Annotated in this window: 15 protein-coding genes and 1 pseudogene; 10 read left to right on the top strand and 6 right to left on the bottom strand. The window is 69.6% G+C overall.

The genetic code is table 11. The features are described from left to right. Positions 1 to 16: 16 nt before the first annotated feature. A complete protein-coding gene (locus tag FBF36_RS10020; RefSeq protein WP_009397476.1) occupies positions 17 to 1,357 on the bottom strand; it encodes a membrane protein in 1,341 nt (446 codons plus the stop codon). Positions 1,358 to 1,635: 278 nt separating this feature from the next. Between FBF36_RS10020 and mtrA the strand changes: the two genes are divergently transcribed. The 3 genes and pseudogenes from mtrA (at position 1,636) to FBF36_RS10005 (ending at position 6,017) form a co-directional block, all read left to right on the top strand. Next, positions 1,636 to 2,316 (top strand): MtrAB system response regulator MtrA, encoded by a 681-nt coding sequence (gene mtrA / locus FBF36_RS10015; protein WP_034492977.1) that lies wholly within the window; start codon positions 1,636 to 1,638, stop codon positions 2,314 to 2,316. 34 nt (positions 2,317 to 2,350) lie between these two features. Beyond that, positions 2,351 to 4,234 (top strand): MtrAB system histidine kinase MtrB, encoded by a 1,884-nt coding sequence (gene mtrB / locus FBF36_RS10010; RefSeq protein WP_138137467.1) that lies wholly within the window; start codon positions 2,351 to 2,353, stop codon positions 4,232 to 4,234. Then, positions 4,231 to 6,017 (top strand): annotated as a pseudogene (locus tag FBF36_RS10005) (GerMN domain-containing protein). The gene mtrB and the pseudogene FBF36_RS10005 overlap by 4 nt, the downstream one beginning before the upstream one ends. 136 nt (positions 6,018 to 6,153) lie before the next feature. Here FBF36_RS10005 and hpf read toward each other — a convergent pair. Both hpf and FBF36_RS09995 read right to left on the bottom strand, forming a co-directional pair. Next, positions 6,154 to 6,804, bottom strand: a complete 651-nt coding sequence (hpf, locus tag FBF36_RS10000) for a ribosome hibernation-promoting factor, HPF/YfiA family (protein WP_009397482.1) — start codon at positions 6,802 to 6,804, stop codon at positions 6,154 to 6,156. 212 nt (positions 6,805 to 7,016) lie between these two features. Then, positions 7,017 to 8,009, bottom strand: coding sequence for a ComF family protein (locus FBF36_RS09995; protein ID WP_138137465.1), 993 nt, complete (start codon positions 8,007 to 8,009; stop codon positions 7,017 to 7,019). A gap of 319 nt (positions 8,010 to 8,328) precedes the next feature. Here FBF36_RS09995 and secA point away from each other — a divergent pair, with 319 nt between their 5' ends. After that, on the top strand, positions 8,329 to 11,148 hold the full coding sequence (secA, locus tag FBF36_RS09990; protein ID WP_009395446.1) for a preprotein translocase subunit SecA: 2,820 nt from the start codon (positions 8,329 to 8,331) through the stop codon (positions 11,146 to 11,148). Between the two features lie 71 nt (positions 11,149 to 11,219). Here the strand turns inward: secA and FBF36_RS09985 are convergent, their stop codons facing one another. Continuing rightward, positions 11,220 to 11,729: an Rv3235 family protein gene (locus FBF36_RS09985; protein ID WP_034491908.1), complete on the bottom strand. Its 510-nt coding sequence runs from the start codon at positions 11,727 to 11,729 to the stop codon at positions 11,220 to 11,222. A gap of 109 nt (positions 11,730 to 11,838) precedes the next feature. After that, on the bottom strand, positions 11,839 to 12,750 hold the full coding sequence (locus FBF36_RS09980) for a LysM peptidoglycan-binding domain-containing protein (RefSeq protein ID WP_009395448.1): 912 nt from the start codon (positions 12,748 to 12,750) through the stop codon (positions 11,839 to 11,841). Positions 12,751 to 12,927: 177 nt separating this feature from the next. Between FBF36_RS09980 and FBF36_RS09975 the strand changes: the two genes are divergently transcribed. Continuing rightward, positions 12,928 to 13,476: a hypothetical protein gene (locus tag FBF36_RS09975; protein ID WP_009395449.1), complete on the top strand. Its 549-nt coding sequence runs from the start codon at positions 12,928 to 12,930 to the stop codon at positions 13,474 to 13,476. Between the two features lie 19 nt (positions 13,477 to 13,495). On the opposite strand, the gene FBF36_RS09970 is transcribed toward FBF36_RS09975, so the two are convergent. Continuing rightward, positions 13,496 to 13,720: a helix-turn-helix domain-containing protein gene (locus FBF36_RS09970; RefSeq protein WP_009395450.1), complete on the bottom strand. Its 225-nt coding sequence runs from the start codon at positions 13,718 to 13,720 to the stop codon at positions 13,496 to 13,498. Between the two features lie 203 nt (positions 13,721 to 13,923). Between FBF36_RS09970 and FBF36_RS09965 the strand changes: the two genes are divergently transcribed. From FBF36_RS09965 to rplL, 5 genes are all read left to right on the top strand, one after another. After that, positions 13,924 to 14,604: a hypothetical protein gene (locus FBF36_RS09965; protein ID WP_009395454.1), complete on the top strand. Its 681-nt coding sequence runs from the start codon at positions 13,924 to 13,926 to the stop codon at positions 14,602 to 14,604. Then, a complete protein-coding gene (locus tag FBF36_RS09960; protein ID WP_009395455.1) occupies positions 14,601 to 16,637 on the top strand; it encodes an AAA family ATPase in 2,037 nt (678 codons plus the stop codon). The genes FBF36_RS09965 and FBF36_RS09960 overlap by 4 nt, the downstream gene beginning before the upstream one ends. An 86-nt stretch (positions 16,638 to 16,723) precedes the next feature. Continuing rightward, a complete protein-coding gene (locus FBF36_RS09955) occupies positions 16,724 to 17,206 on the top strand; it encodes a DUF6912 family protein (protein WP_009395456.1) in 483 nt (160 codons plus the stop codon). Between the two features lie 343 nt (positions 17,207 to 17,549). After that, the gene (gene rplJ / locus FBF36_RS09950) at positions 17,550 to 18,071 is read left to right on the top strand and encodes a 50S ribosomal protein L10 (protein WP_009395457.1); all 522 of its coding nucleotides are present in this window, start codon (positions 17,550 to 17,552) and stop codon (positions 18,069 to 18,071) included. Between the two features lie 63 nt (positions 18,072 to 18,134). Then, complete coding sequence (gene rplL, locus FBF36_RS09945) at positions 18,135 to 18,524, top strand: 50S ribosomal protein L7/L12 (protein WP_009395458.1); 390 nt, start codon at positions 18,135 to 18,137, stop codon at positions 18,522 to 18,524. Positions 18,525 to 18,991: the final 467 nt, after the last annotated feature.

Here is an 18,991-nt window from a genome sequence, read left to right as displayed (position 1 = left end):
AGGGACCACGGCCGGCTCATACTCCGGCGGCGCGACGCAGCTCGACGTCCAGGCCCTCGGAGCGCATCCGCAGGTCGGTGTACATGAGCGCGATCACGGAGGAGTCGAAGGGCAGAATAGCGGCCTGGACGAGGCTGTTGAGCAGCGTCGATAACGCCATGAGCACGATCACGGCGTCCGGAGCGGCGTACACGAGCCCTTGCGTGATGAGGGATACGCCGTAGGACGCCGCCTGGCTGGCGACGAGGACGATGAGGAAGGAGAGCAGGCGGATGCCGACGATCCGCCAGAAGTAGCCCCGTGTGAGGGTCCAGGAGCGGGAGATCCCCTCGAGGACGCCGATGTTCTCCAGGACCAGCGCCGCCGGTGCCAGGCACAGCTTGCACATCAGGGCGAAGAGCGACAGTCCGAGCACGGCGGTCACCGCCAGGATCACCAGGACGGCGAGCATGATGACTCCGGCGGAGTCCTCGTCAGCCCCGTTGGTAATGATGTTCCCCAGGAGCGCCCAGCCGATACCGGCGGCGATCGCGACGAAGACGGCCGTCACCACGAGGAGGATGAGCTGGATGAGGAGCGTCTGACCGATGAGTGCCCAGGCTCGCGGCTTGGTTCGCTGCCACACATCGCTCAGGGACGCCTTGCGGCCCAGGATGGTGCGTGAGACGGTCACGATGAGCAGACCGACGATGATCGAGGTGGCCATCGTGCCCAGCACGACGGTCACGCCGAGCTGGGCGAACAGGCCCACGAACGACGATCCGAGCTGGTCCAGGCTGGCCTGGGCCTCCGCTTCAGTGATCTCACCGGACCCGGCTATCACGCCTGGCGTGTCGAGCCGGGACAGGAACAGCACGAGGCTTCCGGCGGACAGGAGTCCTACGATGCTCATCACCACCAGCGAGGGCACGAACATCGCCCTGGGGTTGGCGCGCAGGGACTCGAAGGCGCCTCCGAGGATCTCCCCGATGGACAGCGGCCGCAGCGGAATGATCGACGGCTTGGGGGCCAGGACCGACGCGTAGCCGCCGTAGCCCGCCTGGCCACCGGGGGCGCCGGGATAAGGGGAGTAACCGGGCCCCGAGGCGCCTCCGTAGCCGGGCTGGCCGCTGGGGCTGTGAGGCGGGTACCCGGGCTGGCCGACCGGCGGTGTGTGATAGCTGCCGTAGCCGGGATACTGCGATCTCTGTGCTGAGCCCTGTGACGGGTAGGAGGAGGCCCCTGCGAATGTCCCGGCGTCCGGGGCCTGCCATCCGTCCTGGCCGCCTCCGGCGACGTCGTGGCCGGGGTCGGCGGGAGTCTCACGATCCGGGCCGCCGCTCGGGCTGACATTGTCAGGGTGGGAGTCGGTACTCATAAGCCCATGCTGTCATGCTCAGCCGTCACCTGGCCCTCCCCCTGAAGGAGGAAATCCTGCTGCAGGGGGCTGCGTGAGGCTCCATGTGCGTGTCCGGGCCGGGTCCGGGGGCGTCTCGAAGATCACGGTTCGGCCGCAATAATTCCGGCTCTTGGGCGCTCTGACGCCGTTTTTTCCCGTAACTGAAGGAAATCTCTTAAAATCCTGAGGAAACTGTGGACGCCACCTCATTGGTCCGGATGTCCCTCGGGTCCTGGGCTCATGCCAAGATACGGGCTATGAGCACGCGCATTCTGGTCGTCGACGACGATGCATCCTTGGCCGAGATGATCGGCATCATGCTTGAGTCGGAGAGCTACACGCCCACACTTTGTCATGACGGGGCCAAGGCCCTGGACACCTTCCATGAGGTCAACCCCGATCTGGTCCTGCTCGACCTCATGCTTCCGGGGCTCGACGGCGTCGAGATCTGCCGGCTCATTCGCTCCGAGTCCGACGTGCCGATCATCATGCTGACCGCGCGGACCGACACGCAGGACGTCGTCGCCGGCCTCGAGGCGGGCGCGGACGACTACGTGACCAAGCCCTTCAAGTCCAAGGAGCTGCTGGCCCGCGTCTCCACCCGTCTGCGCCGCACCAACCCCGGGGCGGCCGAGCACGTGCGTGCCGGGGACCTCGACATCGATGTCGCCGGTCACCAGGTCAAGCGCGGTGAGTCGATCATCTCCCTGACGCCGCTCGAGTTCGAGCTGCTGGTGACCCTGGCCCGCTCGCCGTGGAAGGTCTTCACCCGTGAGGAGCTCCTCAGCCAGGTGTGGGGCTATCAGCACCCGGCCGACACCCGCCTGGTCAACGTCCACGTTCAGCGCCTGCGGGCCAAGATCGAGAAGGACCCCGAGCGTCCCTCGATCGTGGTGACGGTGCGCGGTGTCGGCTACAGGGTCGGCGAATCGGCGTGAGCGACAGCGCATCGGGCGCCATACAATGAACCCGATGCGTAATTCAGTGGGCACGTCGATGGGGTCATCGGTGGGCACTGCGGAGGAGCGGCTGGTCCGGCGTCTGCCTCTGCCGGGGCTGCTGCGCCGCAGCCTTGAGGTGCGCATGGTGTGCACCGCCACCGTCATCGGCCTGCTCCTCATCGTGCTGCTGCTGACCTTCGTGACCGACCGCATCCGCTCCGAGGTGTTCGCCGATCAGCGTGACGTCATCCTCACCGACGCCGCGCTGCGCGCCAGCGTCGCCCAGGCCGAGTTCGACTCGACCACGGCAGTCACCGTTGATGAGGTCTCGGCCACGGCGGAGCAGCAGGTCAACGGTGCCAAGAACTCGATCTCCTCCTCCGGAGGGGTGGGGGTTCTCATGCTGCGCAACGAGGAGGAGACCTCGACGACGGTCGTCAACGACCTGGAGACCGACACCCGCCTGCGCTCCCTCATCACCAGTGAGATGTCCCGTGCCCTCGACGAGGGCGGGGCGCGGGCGCAGTACTGGCAGTCGGTGTCCGTTCCCAACAATGAGGGGGGCACGGATCCGGGCCTCATCGTGGGGACCCGGGTGAGCCTGCCCCTGGCCGGGGAGTACGACCTCTACCTCGTCTACAGCCTCGCCAGCGAGCAGCGCATCGTCTCCCTGGCCTCCCGCAACATCACCATTGGCGGGCTGGGCTTCCTGGCCATCCTCATCGTCGTGGTGTGGGCCTTCACCAGATGGGTGCTCAGCCCCGTGCGGCACACCGCACGGGCCGCTGAACGGCTGGCCTCCGGGCTGCTGGCCGAGCGATTGAGCATTGAGGGGGAGGACGAGATATCCACCCTGGCCAGGTCCTTCAATCACATGGCGACCTCGCTGGAGGACCAGATCGAGCGCCTGGAGTCCCTGTCCAAGGTGCAGCGCCTCTTCGTCTCCGACGTCTCCCACGAGCTGCGCACCCCGCTGGCCTCGATCCGCCTGGCCACTGAACAGATCCAGGACGCGCGTGAGGAGATCTCCGATCCCTTCGCCCTGCGCAGCATCCAGGTCCTGTCGAGCTCAGTGGACCGCTTCGAGACCATGCTCACCGACCTGCTGGACATCTCCCGTATCGACTCCGGAAACGTCAAGCTGCGACTGGAGGAGATCGACCTCGCCCAGGTGGTCGACACCGTCATCGAGACGACCCAGTTCCACTTCGAGGCCACCGGCACCGAGCTGCGCCTTCACCTTCCCGAGGATCCGGCCACCGCGGAGATCGATGTCACCAGGGTCGAGCGCATCATCCGCAACCTCGTGGTCAACGCGCTCGAGCACGGCGAGGGCAAACCGCTGGACGTCACCGTCGCCGTGGACGACGACGCGGTCGCGGTGCGGGTGCGCGACCACGGGATCGGAATGAGTCCCGACGTCGTCACCAAGGTCTTCGACCGCTTCTACCGCGCCGACCCCTCACGCAAGCGCAGCCTGGGAGGAACCGGCCTGGGACTGTCCATCGCCATGGAGGACGCCCGTCTGCACGGCGGTCGCCTGTCGGCCTGGGGGTGGCCGGCCGACGGCTCCTCCTTCCTGCTGGTCCTGCCCCGCACCCAGGGGGCCGACGGTGGTCCCGGTCGGCTGAGTGGTCCCGGGCCGCTCGAGCTCGTCCCGCAGGACGCGCCCGCCGTGGCCCGTGCCGGCATGCCGATCGATGAGGAGTCCTCCTTCTCCCCGGTCGGACCCCTGGGGCCCGCGCCCGCCACGCGCCGGGCGCGCCAGAGCGTCGTCCTGGGGGACATCCCTCTGGCCGGGGAGAGCCATGAGGCGGTCACCGAGGACGTCGGCCGGGTCGTCGTCGTCCTTCCCGGCCAGGAGCCCGCCACCCGCACACCCGAGGAGACTGAGGAAGAGGGGTGGCGCCGATGAAGCAGCCGATGAACAGCAAGGCGCTCACCGGGGGGCGCACGTCCCCCGAGTTCACCGAGTTCACCGAGGCCCTCGAGACCTCCGGGACGGCCCCGTCCTCCCCGTCGCGACGCAGCGCGCTGGGGCTGCTGTCGGCCACGGCAGCCGGCATGCTGGCCGGCTGCACAGCGCTTCCGAGCTCCAGCGGCGTCACCCGCTCCGGGGTGGCCGCCTCCGACACCAACGCCCTCATCGAGACCGCGCCAGGACCGGGCGAGGGGGACTCGGCCGAGGACATCGTCAACGGTTTCCTGCGCGCCGCCATCGCCGGGTTCTCCGACGACTTCGCCACCGCCAAGCAGTTCCTCAGTGATCACGCCGTCGCGCAGTGGAGGCCCCTGGCGACGGTGAGCGCCTACAGCGGGTCGACCGAGCCGCAGGTCTCCGTGGCGGCCAACGGCTCCTTCAGGGTGACCTCCGGGCAGGTGGGGGTCCTGGACTCCCTGGGCGTCTTCACCCCCGCCCAGGAGGGGCCACCTACGACGGCGAGTTCTCCCTGGCCACCAACTCCACCGGTCAGTGGCGCATCGTCGGTCTGCCCCAGGGCATCCTGCTGCCCTTCTCCCGGCTCATGCAGAACTTCGCGGTCAGCTCTCTGGCCTTCCTGTCCGGTGATCGGTCCAGGTTCGTCCCCGAGCTGAGGTGGTACCCGCGCAGCTCGCAGGCCGACTCCCTCGTCGCAGGGCTGCTGGCCGGGCCGTCGGAGTGGCTCTCGAAGGGGGCCTTCAGCCTCATCCCGCCCAACGCCGGGCGGGCGGGGCGGGGTGTCGTCGTCGAGGCGGGCACCGCCACCGTTCACCTGAGTGCGGACTCCGACCCCGCCTCGGAGGAGGACCGTCGGCTCATGGTGGCCCAGATCGAGCAGAGCCTCGTTCAGATCAGCGGCATCGACCGTGTCCGGGTGCTCGCGGGCACCGTCGACCTCGGTGCCCCCGCCCAGCTGACACCGATGGCCCCCGAGGTCGGAGGTGTCGTGGGGATGTCGGAGGGCTCCGTCGTCCGTGGCTCGGGGGCGAGGCGTGTCACCCTGGCGACCGACCGGGTTCTGGGGACCACTGATGCCCGTAGCCCGAGCCTGGGGGCGGACGGGGCCGTCTACGCCTTGTCGGCCTCAAGCCTGCTGCGTCTGCCCCGGGGACAGCAGTCCGCCAGTGTCATCCTCTCGGTAGGGGATCCCTCCGCGGGCGCTGGTGGGCTGGGGGCGCCGCTGGGTGACCGGCACGGCTGGGCCTGGTTGCTGGCCGAGGGGCGGCTCACCGCCGTCAACGGCTCGGGGCAGCGTGCCACCCTGGAATTGCCCTGGCTGCAGAATGGCGCGGTGACGGCCTTCGACCTGTCCGTGGAGTCCGAGCGGATCGCCGTGCGTCGAACCGACGGGCGGGTTGCCGTCGCCGTCATCATCAGGGACCAGTACGGCCGTCCCACCGGGCTGGGGCCTGCCCTGGAGATGCCTCGCGCCAGCGGGTCGGGCACGCGCGGACTCTCCTGGTGCGCCCCCAATGCCGTATGCGTCCTGGCCGCTGCCGGCACCGAGGGCGGGGGCGTGCCGGAGGTGCGTCTCATCCAGGTCGGCGGTGCGGTCAACACGCTGGTCGGAGTGCGCGGTGCACGCTCCGTCATCTCCGACCGCTCCGAGGAGTCCCTTCTCATCGTCGACGAGCACGGACAGACCTGGCAGCGTCGTGGCGCGATGTGGCGGGTGCTCACCTCGGAGGTCACCGACCCCTCCTTCCCCCTGCCCTGACCCCTCCACCCGCTCCCGCCGCCCGACTCTTACCCCGGTGACGCCCTCGGTCACGCAACTCCGGGTGCCCCCGGTCGGTGAGGACCGCGGAGCACCCGGATATCAGGACGGACCCCGCGATGCGGGGCCGGACGGGCTACAGCACCTGGGCGTCCAGGCGGATGACGCCGTAGGTCCATCCATGCCGGTGGTAGACGGCGCAGGGCTGCTTGGTGGACTTCTCGATGAACAGGTAGAAGGGGTGCCCCACGAGCTCCATCTGGTAGAGGGCCTCGTCAACGGTCATCGGCCTGGCCTCGTGCAGCTTCTGACGCACGATCACCGGGGAGTCGCCGAGCTGCGCCTCAACGGCGACGCCCGGTTCGGTGGGTGCGGAGGGGGAGTCCTCGATCGGTGCGTCATCGGTCTCGGGGACGAGGGGCTCCTCCGTGTCGCGTGCTGTCTGGAGGTTCTCATTCGGTGCGGCCACGGTGTGACGGCGGTGGTGGTCCTTCTTGCGGTCCCTGGCCCGGCGAAGGCGCTCGGTCAGCTTGCCCATGGCGATATCGAAAGCGGCGAAGCGGTCCGAGGAGGAGGCCTCCGCCCGGATGATCGGGCCCTTGGAGACGACGGTGATCTCCACTCTCTCGGCGGTGTCGGCCTGACGCGGGTTGCGCTCATGGGTGACCTCCACCTCGACGCGCTGGACCCGGGGGTCGAACTGCTCAACCTTGACGGCCTTGTCCTCGACGTAGTCGCGCAGGCGAGAACTGATCTCGGCGTTACGACCGACGACGGTGATATCCATGGTGGAACCTCTTTCTGGGCTCGTGGGCCGGCCCTGACGGGCCGCGTGACAAGTACCCGCCACGTCTCACGGCGGGTTCGGGACTGGTGTCATCACCTCCTGATCACCTCGTGAGGGCCCTCAGGCACCGAGGCGGGCCCCGGCCGACCGTCCTTGTCGGCGTCGGAACCGCCTGTGCTTTGTGCCACACAAGGTACACCATATGGGGCTGTTTATGCCTCCTTTCCGTACGCGCCACGCCCAGAAGAAGCCTCCTGATCGCCGCAGGCGGACAAGGCGGACGCTCCCGGATCAATCGACGTCACGGGGCTGCCGCGTCCCGGGACCGTCGGGGAGGGTCTGGCCGGCACCGTGACGCGCGCATGCGCCGGAGGCGGGGCGGCACTCAGTGCCAGGGCTCCCAGCACCCGCCCGCCGTCCGCCCGCAGTGCCCGGGCGCAGCTGCCCAGAGTGGCCCCGGTGGTCACGACGTCGTCGACCAGCAGGACCGGCAGGCCGGCGACGGGGGCCAGCAGGCGCGCAGCCGCGGCGCGGTTGCCCCGCCGCTGACGGGCGGATCGACCCGCCTGGTGCGCCCCGCCGCCCCGACGCCGCAGCAGGTCCGTGCTCAGCACGAGCGCGGCGGTCGGCCCCCCGGGAGTCGACGTCGGAGCCGCCACCTCCAGGACCGACGGGGCGGCGGGGGACGTGGAGCGCACCTGCTCGGCCCACTGCTCGGAGATCCCCCGGGTGACGGCGTCGGCCAGGCGGGCCGCCACCAACCGGCCGCGCAGACGGCGTGCGACCCCGGAGGGTGCCGGGACCACGAGCAGAGCCCGCGTGCCCCGGGGAGGGTCCGCCCAGACCTCGTCCGGCGCGTGCGTCTGCGCCCACCAGCGCCCCAGGTGCCGACCGGAGCGGGCCATCACCTCCGACAGGTCCTCCCGGGCGCCGTTCTTCCACCCCAGAACCATGGTGCGCACCGGACCGGTGTAGGACGCCAGGGCCTGGATGTCCAGGTCGCCGGCGGCGTCAGCGTGCTCCACGGCGAAGGGCTCCGCCTCGAGCAGCTCCCGGCACCGCGGGCACAGCGCCGTCTCCCAGCGTCCGCAGCCCGCGCAGCTCGTCGGCAGCCCCAGGGACAGGCCCGGTGAGAACCCCGCCCACAGGTCCAGCGGCAGACGGAGTGCGGTGGGATGCCAAGGCTCGTGCCGGTGCTGCGCCATGCCCTCACTGTGACGCAGGAGGATTGTTCCCGCTCCTGCTGGCGCTCGCGGTCCACATTGCGGCGGGGCGGTCGCCATCGCCGCCCCCTGTGGCCCCTTGCTCCGTCCGTGTCCTCGGTGGGAAGAATCTCGGTGCTGGAAAGACCGCCGCTCACCGAGGTCCACTAGAGTACGGAGGCAGGTAGCCGGTGAGACCTGAACCGATGCCGAGCCGATCCTGAGCCGATCCTGAGCCTATGCCGAGTCGGCGACTCGCGCCGAGACGGCATCCGTCTCATCATCGCTCTTCGCAATATGACGTCCCAAGGGAGAATGCAGCGTGTCGATCGTGGACCGGATCCTTCGCATTGGCGAGGGCCGCACCCTGAAGAAGCTTGATGCCATCGCCGACCAGGTGGAGGCTCTCGCCGACGAGTACAGCGAGCTCTCCGACGCCGAGCTGCGCGAGATGACTGATGATCTCAAGGAGCGCTACCAGGACGGTGAGACTCTCGACGATCTGCTTCCCGAGGCCTTCGCCACGGTGGTGGAGGCGGCCGACCGGGTCCTGGGCATGCGTCCCTACCACGTCCAGATCATGGGTGGGGCCGCGCTCCACCGCGGCAACATCGCCGAGATGAAGACCGGTGAGGGCAAGACCCTCGTGGCCACGATGCCCTCCTACCTGCGGGCCCTGACCGGCAAGGGCGTCCACGTCGTGACCGTCAACGACTACCTCGCCGAGTACCAGTCCGACCTCATGGGGCGCGTCCACCGCTTCCTGGGGCTGACCACCGGCTGCATCCTCGTGGGCCAGACCCCCGCCGAGCGCCGTGAGCAGTACGACTGCGACATCACCTACGGCACCAACAACGAGTTCGGCTTCGACTACCTGCGCGACAACATGGCCCAGCGCCCCGAGGACCTGGTCCAGCGCGGCCACGCCTTCGTCATCGTCGACGAGGTCGACTCCATCCTCATCGATGAGGCCCGGACCCCGCTCATCATCTCCGGGCCGGCCAGTGGCGACGTCAACAAGTGGTACAAGGAGTTCGCCACGATCTCCGAGCGCCTGCGCGCAGGCAAGGACTACGAGGTCGATGAGAAGAAGCGCACCGTGGGTGTGCTGTCCGCCGGCATCGAGCGGGTGGAGGACTACCTGGGGGTGGACAACCTCTACGAGTCGGAGAACACCCCCCTGATCGGCTTCCTCAACAACGCCATCAAGGCCAAGGAGCTCTTCCACCGGGACAAGGACTACATCGTGCGTGACGGCGAGGTCCTCATCGTGGATGAGCACACCGGCCGTGTCCTGCCCGGCCGCCGCTACAACGAGGGCATGCACCAGGCCATCGAGGCCAAGGAGCGTGTGGAGATCAAGGCCGAGAACCAGACCCTGGCCACCATCACCCTCCAGAACTACTTCCGCCTCTACCCCGAGGGCTCGCGCTCGGGCATGACCGGTACCGCTGAGACCGAGGCCGCCGAGTTCGCCGGCACCTACAAGATCGGCGTCGTCCCGATCCCCACCAACAAGCCCATGATCCGTGAGGACCAGCCCGACCTCGTCTACACCACCGTCGAGGCCAAGCTCGACGCCGTTGTCGACGACATCGCCGAGCGTCACGAGGTCGGCCAGCCGGTCCTGGTGGGCACTACCAGCGTGGAGAAGTCGGAGATCCTCTCCGAGCGTCTGCGCGAGCAGGGCATTCCTCACGAGGTCCTCAACGCCAAGCAGCACGCCCGTGAGGCCGCCGTCGTGGCCATGGCCGGGCGCAAGGGCGCCGTCACCGTGGCGACCAACATGGCCGGGCGCGGAACCGACATCATGCTGGGCGGCAACGCCGAGCACATCGCGGTCACCGCCCTCAAGGAGGCCGGTCTGGACCCCGAGGAGAACGCCGAGGAGTATGAGAGGGCCTGGCCGCAGGCCCTCGCCGCCGCCAAGGAGGCCTGCCGGGCCGAGCACGACGAGGTTGTCGAGCTCGGCGGCCTCTACGTGCTGGGCACGGAGCGTCACGAGTCGCGGCGCATCGACAACCAGCTGCGCGGCCGCTCCGGCCGTCAGGGGGACCCGGGCGAGTCCCGCTTCTACCTGTCCATGGAGGACGACCTCATGCGCATGTTCGCCTCCGGGCTCGCCCAGCGCATCATGTCCTCGGGCGCCTACCCCGATGACGTCCCCCTGGAGTCCAAGATGGTCACCCGCGGCATCGCCGGGGCCCAGCGTCAGGTGGAGTCGCGCAACTACGAGATCCGCAAGAACGTCCTCAAGTACGACGACGTCATGACCGAGCAGCGCGAGAAGGTCTACTCCGAGCGTCGCCGCGTCCTGGACGGTGAGGACCTCGAGCCTCAGATCGAGGCCTTCCGGACCCAGGCCGTCACCTCCATCGTTGAGGCCGGCACGGCCGAGGGCCGCCCCGACGAGTGGGACCTGGACGCTCTGTGGGGCGAGCTCGGCCGCCTCTACCCGGTGGGCCTGACCCAGGACGAGGTCGTCGAGGCGCTGGGCGGCAAGGACGTACTGACCTCGGAGCGCCTCATCGAGGAGCTCAGCGAGGACGTCGCCGTGGCCTACGAGGACGCCGAGGCGCGTATCGAGGCCAATGCCCTGGCCCACGTCCAGCTCGGCGAGGAGCCCATGCGCACCCTGGAGCGCCGCATCCTGCTTGCCGTGGTGGACAAGCGCTGGCGGGAGCACCTCTACGAGATGGACTACCTCAAGGAGGGCATCGGTCTGCGGGCGATGGCCCAGCGCGACCCCCTCGTGGAGTACGCCAACGAGGGCGCCCGCATGTTCCGGGCGATGATGGAGGGGATCCGGGAGGAGACCGTCGAGCAGATCTTCGCCAATGTCGCCCGCTTCGACGCCGCCGCCCAGCGCGCCGCCGAGGACGGTACCGTCGAGGCCGCCCAGGCGGTTGCCAAGGCCAACGCCACCGCAGCAGCCGGTATCCGCGTGGGTCAGGCGAACGGCCAGGGGCACGGCACGGTTCTGGGGGACACCGGCCAGGCGTCCATGGAGCAGCGAGTCACCTACTCCGGGCCCAGCGAGTCCGGTGAGGAGGAGAGATCGGGAGCCTCCTCGCGCAAGGCCTCCGACTCCGGCGGCAACCGGGCCGAGCGCCGTCGCTCCAAGAAGAGGCGCCGGCACTGAGGCTCAGTAAGAGCTGACAGGACTGCGGACGATCCCGTCGGAACCCGGTGACCAACCGGGCTCCGACGGGATCACGCCATCTCCAGGCTGGTGAGGATCCAGCGTTCGCGCAACAGCTCCAGGCGTGCCGCCGCGGCCCGGACCCGGTTTCCCTCCTCCAGGAGAACGGTTGCCTCGCAGGCCCCCGACATCGTCAGCTCGGTGCGTACGCTGCGGATGCGTGGTCTTCGCGGGCTCGCCTGGCGCCCGAGGATCCGTGCGGCCAGGCCTGCTCGGCGGGCGATGGCCTCGAACAGGGAGGGGCTCGTCCAGCGGACCAGGTGGTCCACGGGTCGCAGTCCGGCCAGGACCTCGCTGGCGGCAGTCACCACGATCGCGGCCGTGCGTGAGGCGTCGGTGCCGGTGCTCGGCTGTCTTGTCAGAGAGCCCCCCTGTGTGACGGATCCCGAGCTGTTCGCCGGCCTGGAGGGCTTCTGCGGAACGGCACGAGTCGGCGTCGGGTGACTCGGTGCGGGGCGGCTGCGGCGTTGCGGGCCGGTCTTGCGGTGCACGGGCTGAGTGGTTCGGGTGGTGGCGGTCATGGCGGGCTCCTGAGAGTAGGCGGGTGCCCGGTGGGCACGAAGTGTGAGGTGAACTGGTGACGGCATTCGAGGCCGACGGTGGAAGCCGTCGGTGCGGGTGCGGTGCGATTCATCGTGATGGCGCCTGGCCTCCTGTCGTCGTGCTCGGTGCTGACAGGGAGTCCGGGACACTCAGGACCGTGCCGGGCCGGATCAGTGACGGGTCGGCGCCGACGACGTCGGAGTTGGCGCGATACAGGACCGGCCAGGCCTGCGCGATCTGTTCGGGGCCGGATCCGGCGGGCAGAAGGCGGGCGGTGATCGACCACAGGCTCTCGCCGGGCACGACGGTGTAGGTGGGTGTCGACGAGGTCTGGGGGGCGGGGCCGGCGGAGGACTGCGCCCGGGAGCTGCTCGGTGAGGGCGGCTCCGCTGACTGGCTCGAGCGGTCCGAGGCGCTGGAGCCGGTCGAAGGGGCCTGCTCGGCTGAAGCCGTGGAGCTCTCGGACCGGGACTGGGAGGCTCCCGTCCCGGCAGTCGCCTCCGGAGCCGGTTGGTCGGCTTGAGGCGACGGCGTCGAGGACTGCGACGGTGGGGAGGCGGGCGCCGAGCTGGTGGGGTGCCATCCGAGGTCGTCCCCGCCGGCGGTCCCCTCGGCGGCCAGTGCCGGCGCCGAGGACAGGGAGACGAGCAGTGCGGAAGCGGTGATGCGCCTGACCGCGGGTGCTCCCCAGGCCTCGAGAAGCCTGGCCGCCAGTGCGGAGGCGCCGCCTCGACGGAGGGATCCGGGCCCGTCCGCCCTGGGAAGCGTCATGAGTGCCAGGAGGGCTGAGATCACGTGCCACAAGGCCCCCAGGGTTCCGAATGCGCAGGTCCCGGCGACGATGGCGTCGGACAGCTCGCTCAGACCCCAGGACTGCGGCGGGACCTCCAGGAGCTGCTCCGCGGCGCGGTGGGCCATGTGTCCCAGAAGTATCAGGACAGCCCCTGACGCTCCGGCCAGTAGCACCAGCCGTTGATGAGCCCGCATGTCATCCTCCATCACCGATGATGTTCTTTGATAATGTTAGGTGTACGCCTATAGTGCAAAGATGTCAATAGTCGTGATACGTCATGTCGCAATCCTGGGGCGTGGCGGTGGGGAGGGTGTTGCCGGTGGCACGGTATGAGCCGCCTCGGAACGCTTTCCTCGGCGTGCGGACTGTGGTGAGGTGGGCCCATGGACTGGGATGCGATGCTTGCCGACCTGGAGAGCGGCTTCGATGCTGAGCGTCGGGCGGACCTGGTGGCGCAGAGTGCGGAGCTTGCGGAGGCCGAGCAGGCCTCCATCGAGGTCGTCGACCGTCTGCGAGGCTCTGTGGGGCGGTCCATCCACGTGCGGACTCGCAGCGGTGTTCCTGTCGATGGTGTCGTCTCCCGGGTGGAGCCCTCCTATGTCCTCATCGATGAGGGGGAGGGGCTGCAGGCCGTTGTCCCAGTGGGTGCGGTGGCCACCGTGGTGTCCCTCGCCGGCCCGGCACCCCGGGATGGTCGACGTCGGCCCACGCTCACCGCTCTGATGCGTGAGATCGCCCGGCGGGGAGCGCGGGTGCGCCTGGTGATGGGCTCTGGAGAAGTGGTGGGGCGGCTGGTCCGGGTGGGAGCGGACCATGTCGATGTCGCCGTCGACCCTGAGGGTGGGGGCCGTTCGCGTCGTGGCCCCGGGGTGGGTGGTGCAGGGGTTGTCAGCGTTATGACCGCTGCCATCGAGGTGCTGCGCAGTCGCTGACGGTACCGGACGGGGTGGCTCAGGGCTCCTCGTCCTCGCTCCAGCCCGCCGCGACCATGGCCCTGGTCGAGGCGAGCTGGCGCTGGATGTAGTCCTCCAGGGCCTGATCCTCAATGCGCCAGAGCTTGCGGGCGCCGACCTGAATGGCCGGAAGGTCGCCGGTACGGATGAGAGCGCGCACGGCCTGGGCGGACAGCTGAAGCTGCTCGGCGACGTCGGCGATGGTCAGGAATCGTGTGCTCATACCACGATGATCCCACTGCTGGATCCTCTCCACAATTCTTAAAGACACTTGTGGATAACCTTGAGGTACTATTTTATCCCAACGATGATTGCAGGAGATCAAGGAGGATTCCCGTGATGTCATCTCGCCGTTCCCGATCCCTGACCAACCCTGAGCGTCCCCGGGGTGGCCGTTGGCGCCGTCCTGCGTGGAAGGACCCGCGCATGGCCGGGGGAGTGGTCCTGGTCGCCGCAGCCGTCGCCCTGGGAGCCTGGGCGGTTGACGCGGCCGCTGACACCACCCGCGTCTACGTGCTGTCCCAGGACGTCGCTCCTGGGGCGGACCTGGCTGCCGACGGCGTTCTCACGGTGGTCGAGGCCCACCCCGGGACCGATGCCTATGTTGAGGCCGGGTACCTGCCGGACGGCGCTGTGGCCACACGGTCCATGCGCAAGGGGGAGCTGCTGGCGACGGCGGCCGTCAACAGCGGCCAGGAACAGGCCCTGCGGCCGGTGGTCCTCAATGTCGCCTCCAATCTGCCGGCCTCGACGAGGGTCGGCGACTACGTCGATCTGTGGATCGTGCCCAAGGAAGGCGTTGCGGGCAGGCCAGCGGCCCAGGCGCCCGCCACTGCGCAGGCCGGGCAGGACGGCCAGACCGCTCAGAGCGGTCAAGGCGACCAATCAGGACAGGCCGGGGGAGTCGAAGCCCGCCGCGTGGCCACAGGACTGGTCATCGCATCGGTCGGTGAGGCCAGCAAGGGGCTGATCTCCGGACCCAGTACCGGAGTGGAGGTCAAGGTCCCCGAGGGCTCCCTCGCCGCGGTTCTCAGCGCCGTCGGCCAAGAAGGTGCACTCGTCCTGGTTCCCACCGGCCAGGAGGCGCCTGCGGAGAAGGCCTCGTGAGTGTCCCAGGAGCCGGAGTCCTCCTGGCTCTCAGCGGTGACGACGCAGACATCCTGCGTGTGCTGAGCCAGGCGGGAAGCGGACTGTGCGTCGTACGCAGATGCGCCGACCTGCCCGAGCTGCTCTCAGCGGGCATGGCCGGACTGGCAACCTTCGCCCTCCTGGACACCGGCTTCGACGAGATCGACCGCACCGTCCTGGACCGACTCGCGCGCGCCGGCCTGAGCGGGCTGCTCCTGGTCGATGACTGCGAGGAGGAGCGCTGGCGCAGCGCGGGTTGGCCGGTTCTCAGGCGCGATACGGATCCCAGCCGCATCTGCTCGGTCATGCAGGACCTCGTGCGTCGCGGCGCGCCCTCCGGCGGATCATCCCAGGGGACGGGACCGGCCAGCGCTGCAGTGTCGGAGACCGTGACTGGGCCGGTGGCCGTGGACACCGACTGGTTGAGCGCTGCCACCCCCGCTTCTACGGGCTCGAATGCGGCCGCCCAGGAGACCGCCTGGCTCGAAGAGCTGTGGCGCCAGTCGCCCGGCTCCCCAGGAGACGGAATGGTGCCGTCGCAGCCGTCCTGGTTCTCCGGTGGTGCTGGGACCGGTGGCATCTCCGGACAGAACCGGCGGCGCGGCCCGGAGCCGACTGCGATGAGCCCGGCGGACGACGGGCGCCGGGGGAGAATCGTCCTGGTATGGGGGCCCCATGGATCTCCCGGACGCTCAACGGTCTCCGCCTCCCTCGCCCACGGTCTGGCCGCTTCCGGCGGTGCGATCCTCGTGGACGCCGACGTCGAGGCGCCCAGCCTCGTGCAGCTCCTCGGCATGCCGGAGGACTCCTCGGCTCTGGCCGGGGCGGCCCGTCTGGCCACCCACGGCCGGCTTGACGCCGAGAGCTTTCAACGGGTCCTGGCGCCGGTGGGTGGCGGGCTCTCCCTGCTGGGCGGCCTGGGGCGATCCGGGCGCTGGCGCGAGCTGCCACCGGCCTCGATGACCGAGGTCTGGCTGCAGTGCCGTCGGGCCGCGGCCTGGACCGTCGTCGACGTCGCCGGCGGGCCAGTCGATGATGATGTCGACGACTTCACCCTGGAGCCCGGGCGCGGGGCCGTGACCGCCGACCTGGTATCGCATGCCGATGTGATTCTGGTCGTCGGCGGGGCGGACCCCGTCGGGGTGCGTCGTCTGCTCCAGCTTCTCGACGAGGTGGGGTCCTCCATGAGCCCCACCGGTCGGGTCGAGGTCATCATCAACCGGGTGCGTGCCTCGGCCGCAGGTCCTTCCCCCCAGCATGCTCTGCGAGAGGCGCTGGCGCGTTTCGGCGGGCTGGAGGACATTGTGCTCCTGCCCGACGACGCGGCAACGGCTGATGCCTGCCTGCTCCGGGGGTGCGCCGTCCTGGAAGGGGCGCCCACCAGTGCGCTGGGCAAGGCCCTGAGCGCACTGGTCGACCGGATCGATCCGCAGGCGGCAGCGGCTCGCAAGGCCCGTTCCCCTCGTCGTTCCCTGCTGCGGCGCTCGAAGAAGCGTGACGGGCACCGAGACCCCGCGGACCAGGTCCCAAGCACCAGAGGTAGAAACCGTTCGACCGCGCGCAGCGCAGGTGCGAGGCGTCGTCGCAAAGGCGGGGGCGGGGGACGAGCGGTTGGCGAGCGTCTACCGGCTCCCCAGGCGCCAGGTGGGCCCGCGCGCACCTCGCAGCAGCCGCTCCAGGCTCCACCGCCTGCGATTCAGCCAGTGAATCAGCCTGTGAATCATCCACCGGGGCGGCCGCAGGGACCGTCCCCGAGCCGCTCTCCGATCATTCCACCGGCTCAGTCATCGCCACCGGCTCAGTCGCCGCCACCGGCTCAGGGATCGGTCCCCGGTTCACCGTGCCGGCCCTCGGCGACGCCGTGGTCCGGTGAGGGGAGGGCATCGGGTGCGGGAAGCTCCCCAGGAGCGGTGCGAGGCCCGCAGGCCGGCCGCGCCCCGGGCGGGAACGACGATCGGGGCTCGGGTGACCCTCCGTCGGTGCCACCGGGAACCGGGCGACACCGCTACTGAGGTCGGGGGATGTGAGGGCGGTGCCGGTGCACAGGCTCCGTGCGCTTCTCGGGAGGCCGAGTGCGGTGGTAGGGCAGACTGAGGGCATGCGCATCTACCTGCCCGCCACCGCCGCACACCTGCGCGCAAGCGTCCTCGGCTCCTCGCACGAGCCGCTCGCGGCTCACGCCGCCACCCCTGCGCTCGCCCACGCTCTGCCCGAGGAGGATGAGGAGGGACTGGAGGTCTCCGCCTCACTGTGCGCCGCCGATGCCTCTCTCGTTCTGCTGGCCGAGCCCGAGGCTGCGGGGCTGGCCGACCGGCGCATCGTCATCGCGGCGGATGTCGACGCCGAGAACGTGCGCGAGCTTGCCGTGGAGGGCGATGTCCTGCCCGGCACGATCGAGGTCACCGGCGAGATCGCCTGGGATGACGTCGCAGCCCTGCTCGTGGACGAGCCGGAGGCGGACGCCGATGTGCGAGCCGCCAGACTCGGCGACGAGGACGCCTTCGAGCGTGCCGCCGAGGCCGACCTGCTCTGGTACGACGTCACGGAGCGAGAGGCGCTTGCCGAGAGTCTTGGAGTCTGACGCAGCTGGTGCGGCAGGTGGGAGGGGCGCCCCGTGCCTGGCGTCGGACCGGCCGCCGACCCTGGAGCACGGGCTCAGTCGGGCCGCTCCCGCCGAGCGTCGGCGGTGACGTGACCAGTTCCACGGCCTCTTGCCTTGCGTGGCAGAGCCCGCTGCTGGGTATGGTGCTCTCTGCCAAAGACCGCAGGTCGCCCGCTTCGGCGGGACCAAGTCCACGTGAGGTGGGGCCGGCGCAGGTGAGAACGAGACTTCGTCGGGCGTGCCCGAGAGCGAGCCCCGTGCCCACCGGCGCGGGGCTTTTCCAGTGAATGGACCCCTGCGGCATACCACGGAAGGAGGGCCCATGGCACGGCCTGACAAGGAAGCAGCCGTTGCTGCGCTGGCGGACAAGTTCCGCCAGGCTGACGCGGTCCTGCTGACTGAGTACCGGGGACTGAGCGTCGCCCAGCTCAAGGAGCTGCGTCGTTCCCTCGCCGGTAACGCCGAGTACACCGTGGTGAAGAACACGCTTGCTGCGATCGCTGCCCGCCAGGTCGGGCTCGAGGGCTTCGCCGACGACCTCACGGGCCCCTCCGCCCTGACGTTCGTCACCGGTGAGCCGGTCGAGGCCGCCAAGGCTCTGCGTGACTTCGCCAAGGACAACCAGCAGCTCGTCATCAAGGGCGGTGTCATGGACGGCACCGTGCTGTCCGCCGACGGCGTTGACAAGCTTGCCTCTCTCGAGTCCCGCGAGGTGCTGCTCGCCAAGACCGCGGGCGCCGTCAAGGCGTCCCTGTCCAAGGCTGCGTACCTCTTCGCCGCACCGGCCTCCAAGGCCGTGCGCACCGTCGACGCCCTGCGCGAGAAGCAGGAGACCGCGGCCTGAGGCCGCACGCGTCATCCACCAACCCTGCGCGCGCAGGAACCTGATAAGGAAGGAACGCCCATCATGGCGAAGCTGACCACCGAAGAGCTCATCGAGCAGTTCAAGGAGCTCACCCTCATCGAGCTGTCCGAGTTCGTCAAGGCCTTCGAGGAGACCTTCGACGTTACCGCCGCCGCCCCGGCCGCCGTGGCCGTTGCCGCTGCCCCCGGCGCTGCCGGTGACGAGGCCGCCGCCGAGGAGAAGGACGAGTTCGACGTCATTCTCGAGGCCGCCGGTGACAAGAAGATCCAGGTCATCAAGGAGGTGCGTGCCCTGACCTCCCTCGGCCTGAAGGAGGCCAAGGAGCTCGTCGACGGCGCTCCCAAGCCCGTCCTCGAGGGCGCCAACAAGGAGGCCGCCGAGAAGGCCAAGGAGCAGCTCGAGGGCGCCGGCGCCACCGTCACCCTCAAGTGAGCCTCTCCCCGTTGCCTGAGGCGGCCTGAGGGTCGCCGACGGCTGGGGAGGCCCAGCGTCACTGGGTCCCGTCCATCTGATGGTGGGCGGGACCCAGTCGCGTTCCGAGGCGCCCTGGCGCTGCCCGGCGTCGGCACGTTTCGACGTCGTCGAGCTCAGGCCGGAGACCGGCCGGGAGATACGCAGGGGCTGCAGCGGTCTGTGCGAGCCGGTCGGCAGTCACTCAGCGAGTGGGCCACGCCGAGGGACTCAGGTCACGCGACGGACACGGGTGGGGCAGTATGCGCGACTGTGGTGGGAATCGCAAGGAACCAGTGAGGATCGGCGTGGAGTCCTTGACGTCGGCCGTGTACGCTAGCGCTTTGCGTGCATTGTGTGTATTTGGTGCGAGGAGTATCTGCCCTCCGTGCGGGCCCAGGCCCGTCGGAACCTTGGCGGGCGTGAGCCCGGCAACGGAGATTCTACTC

The organism is Actinomyces sp. oral taxon 171 str. F0337, assembly GCF_005696555.1.
In the GTDB taxonomy this organism is placed as follows: Bacteria; Actinomycetota; Actinomycetes; order Actinomycetales; family Actinomycetaceae; genus Actinomyces; species Actinomyces oris_E.
Note: the sequence above shows the minus strand (reverse complement) of the source record. Positions and strands in the feature narration are given on the sequence as shown.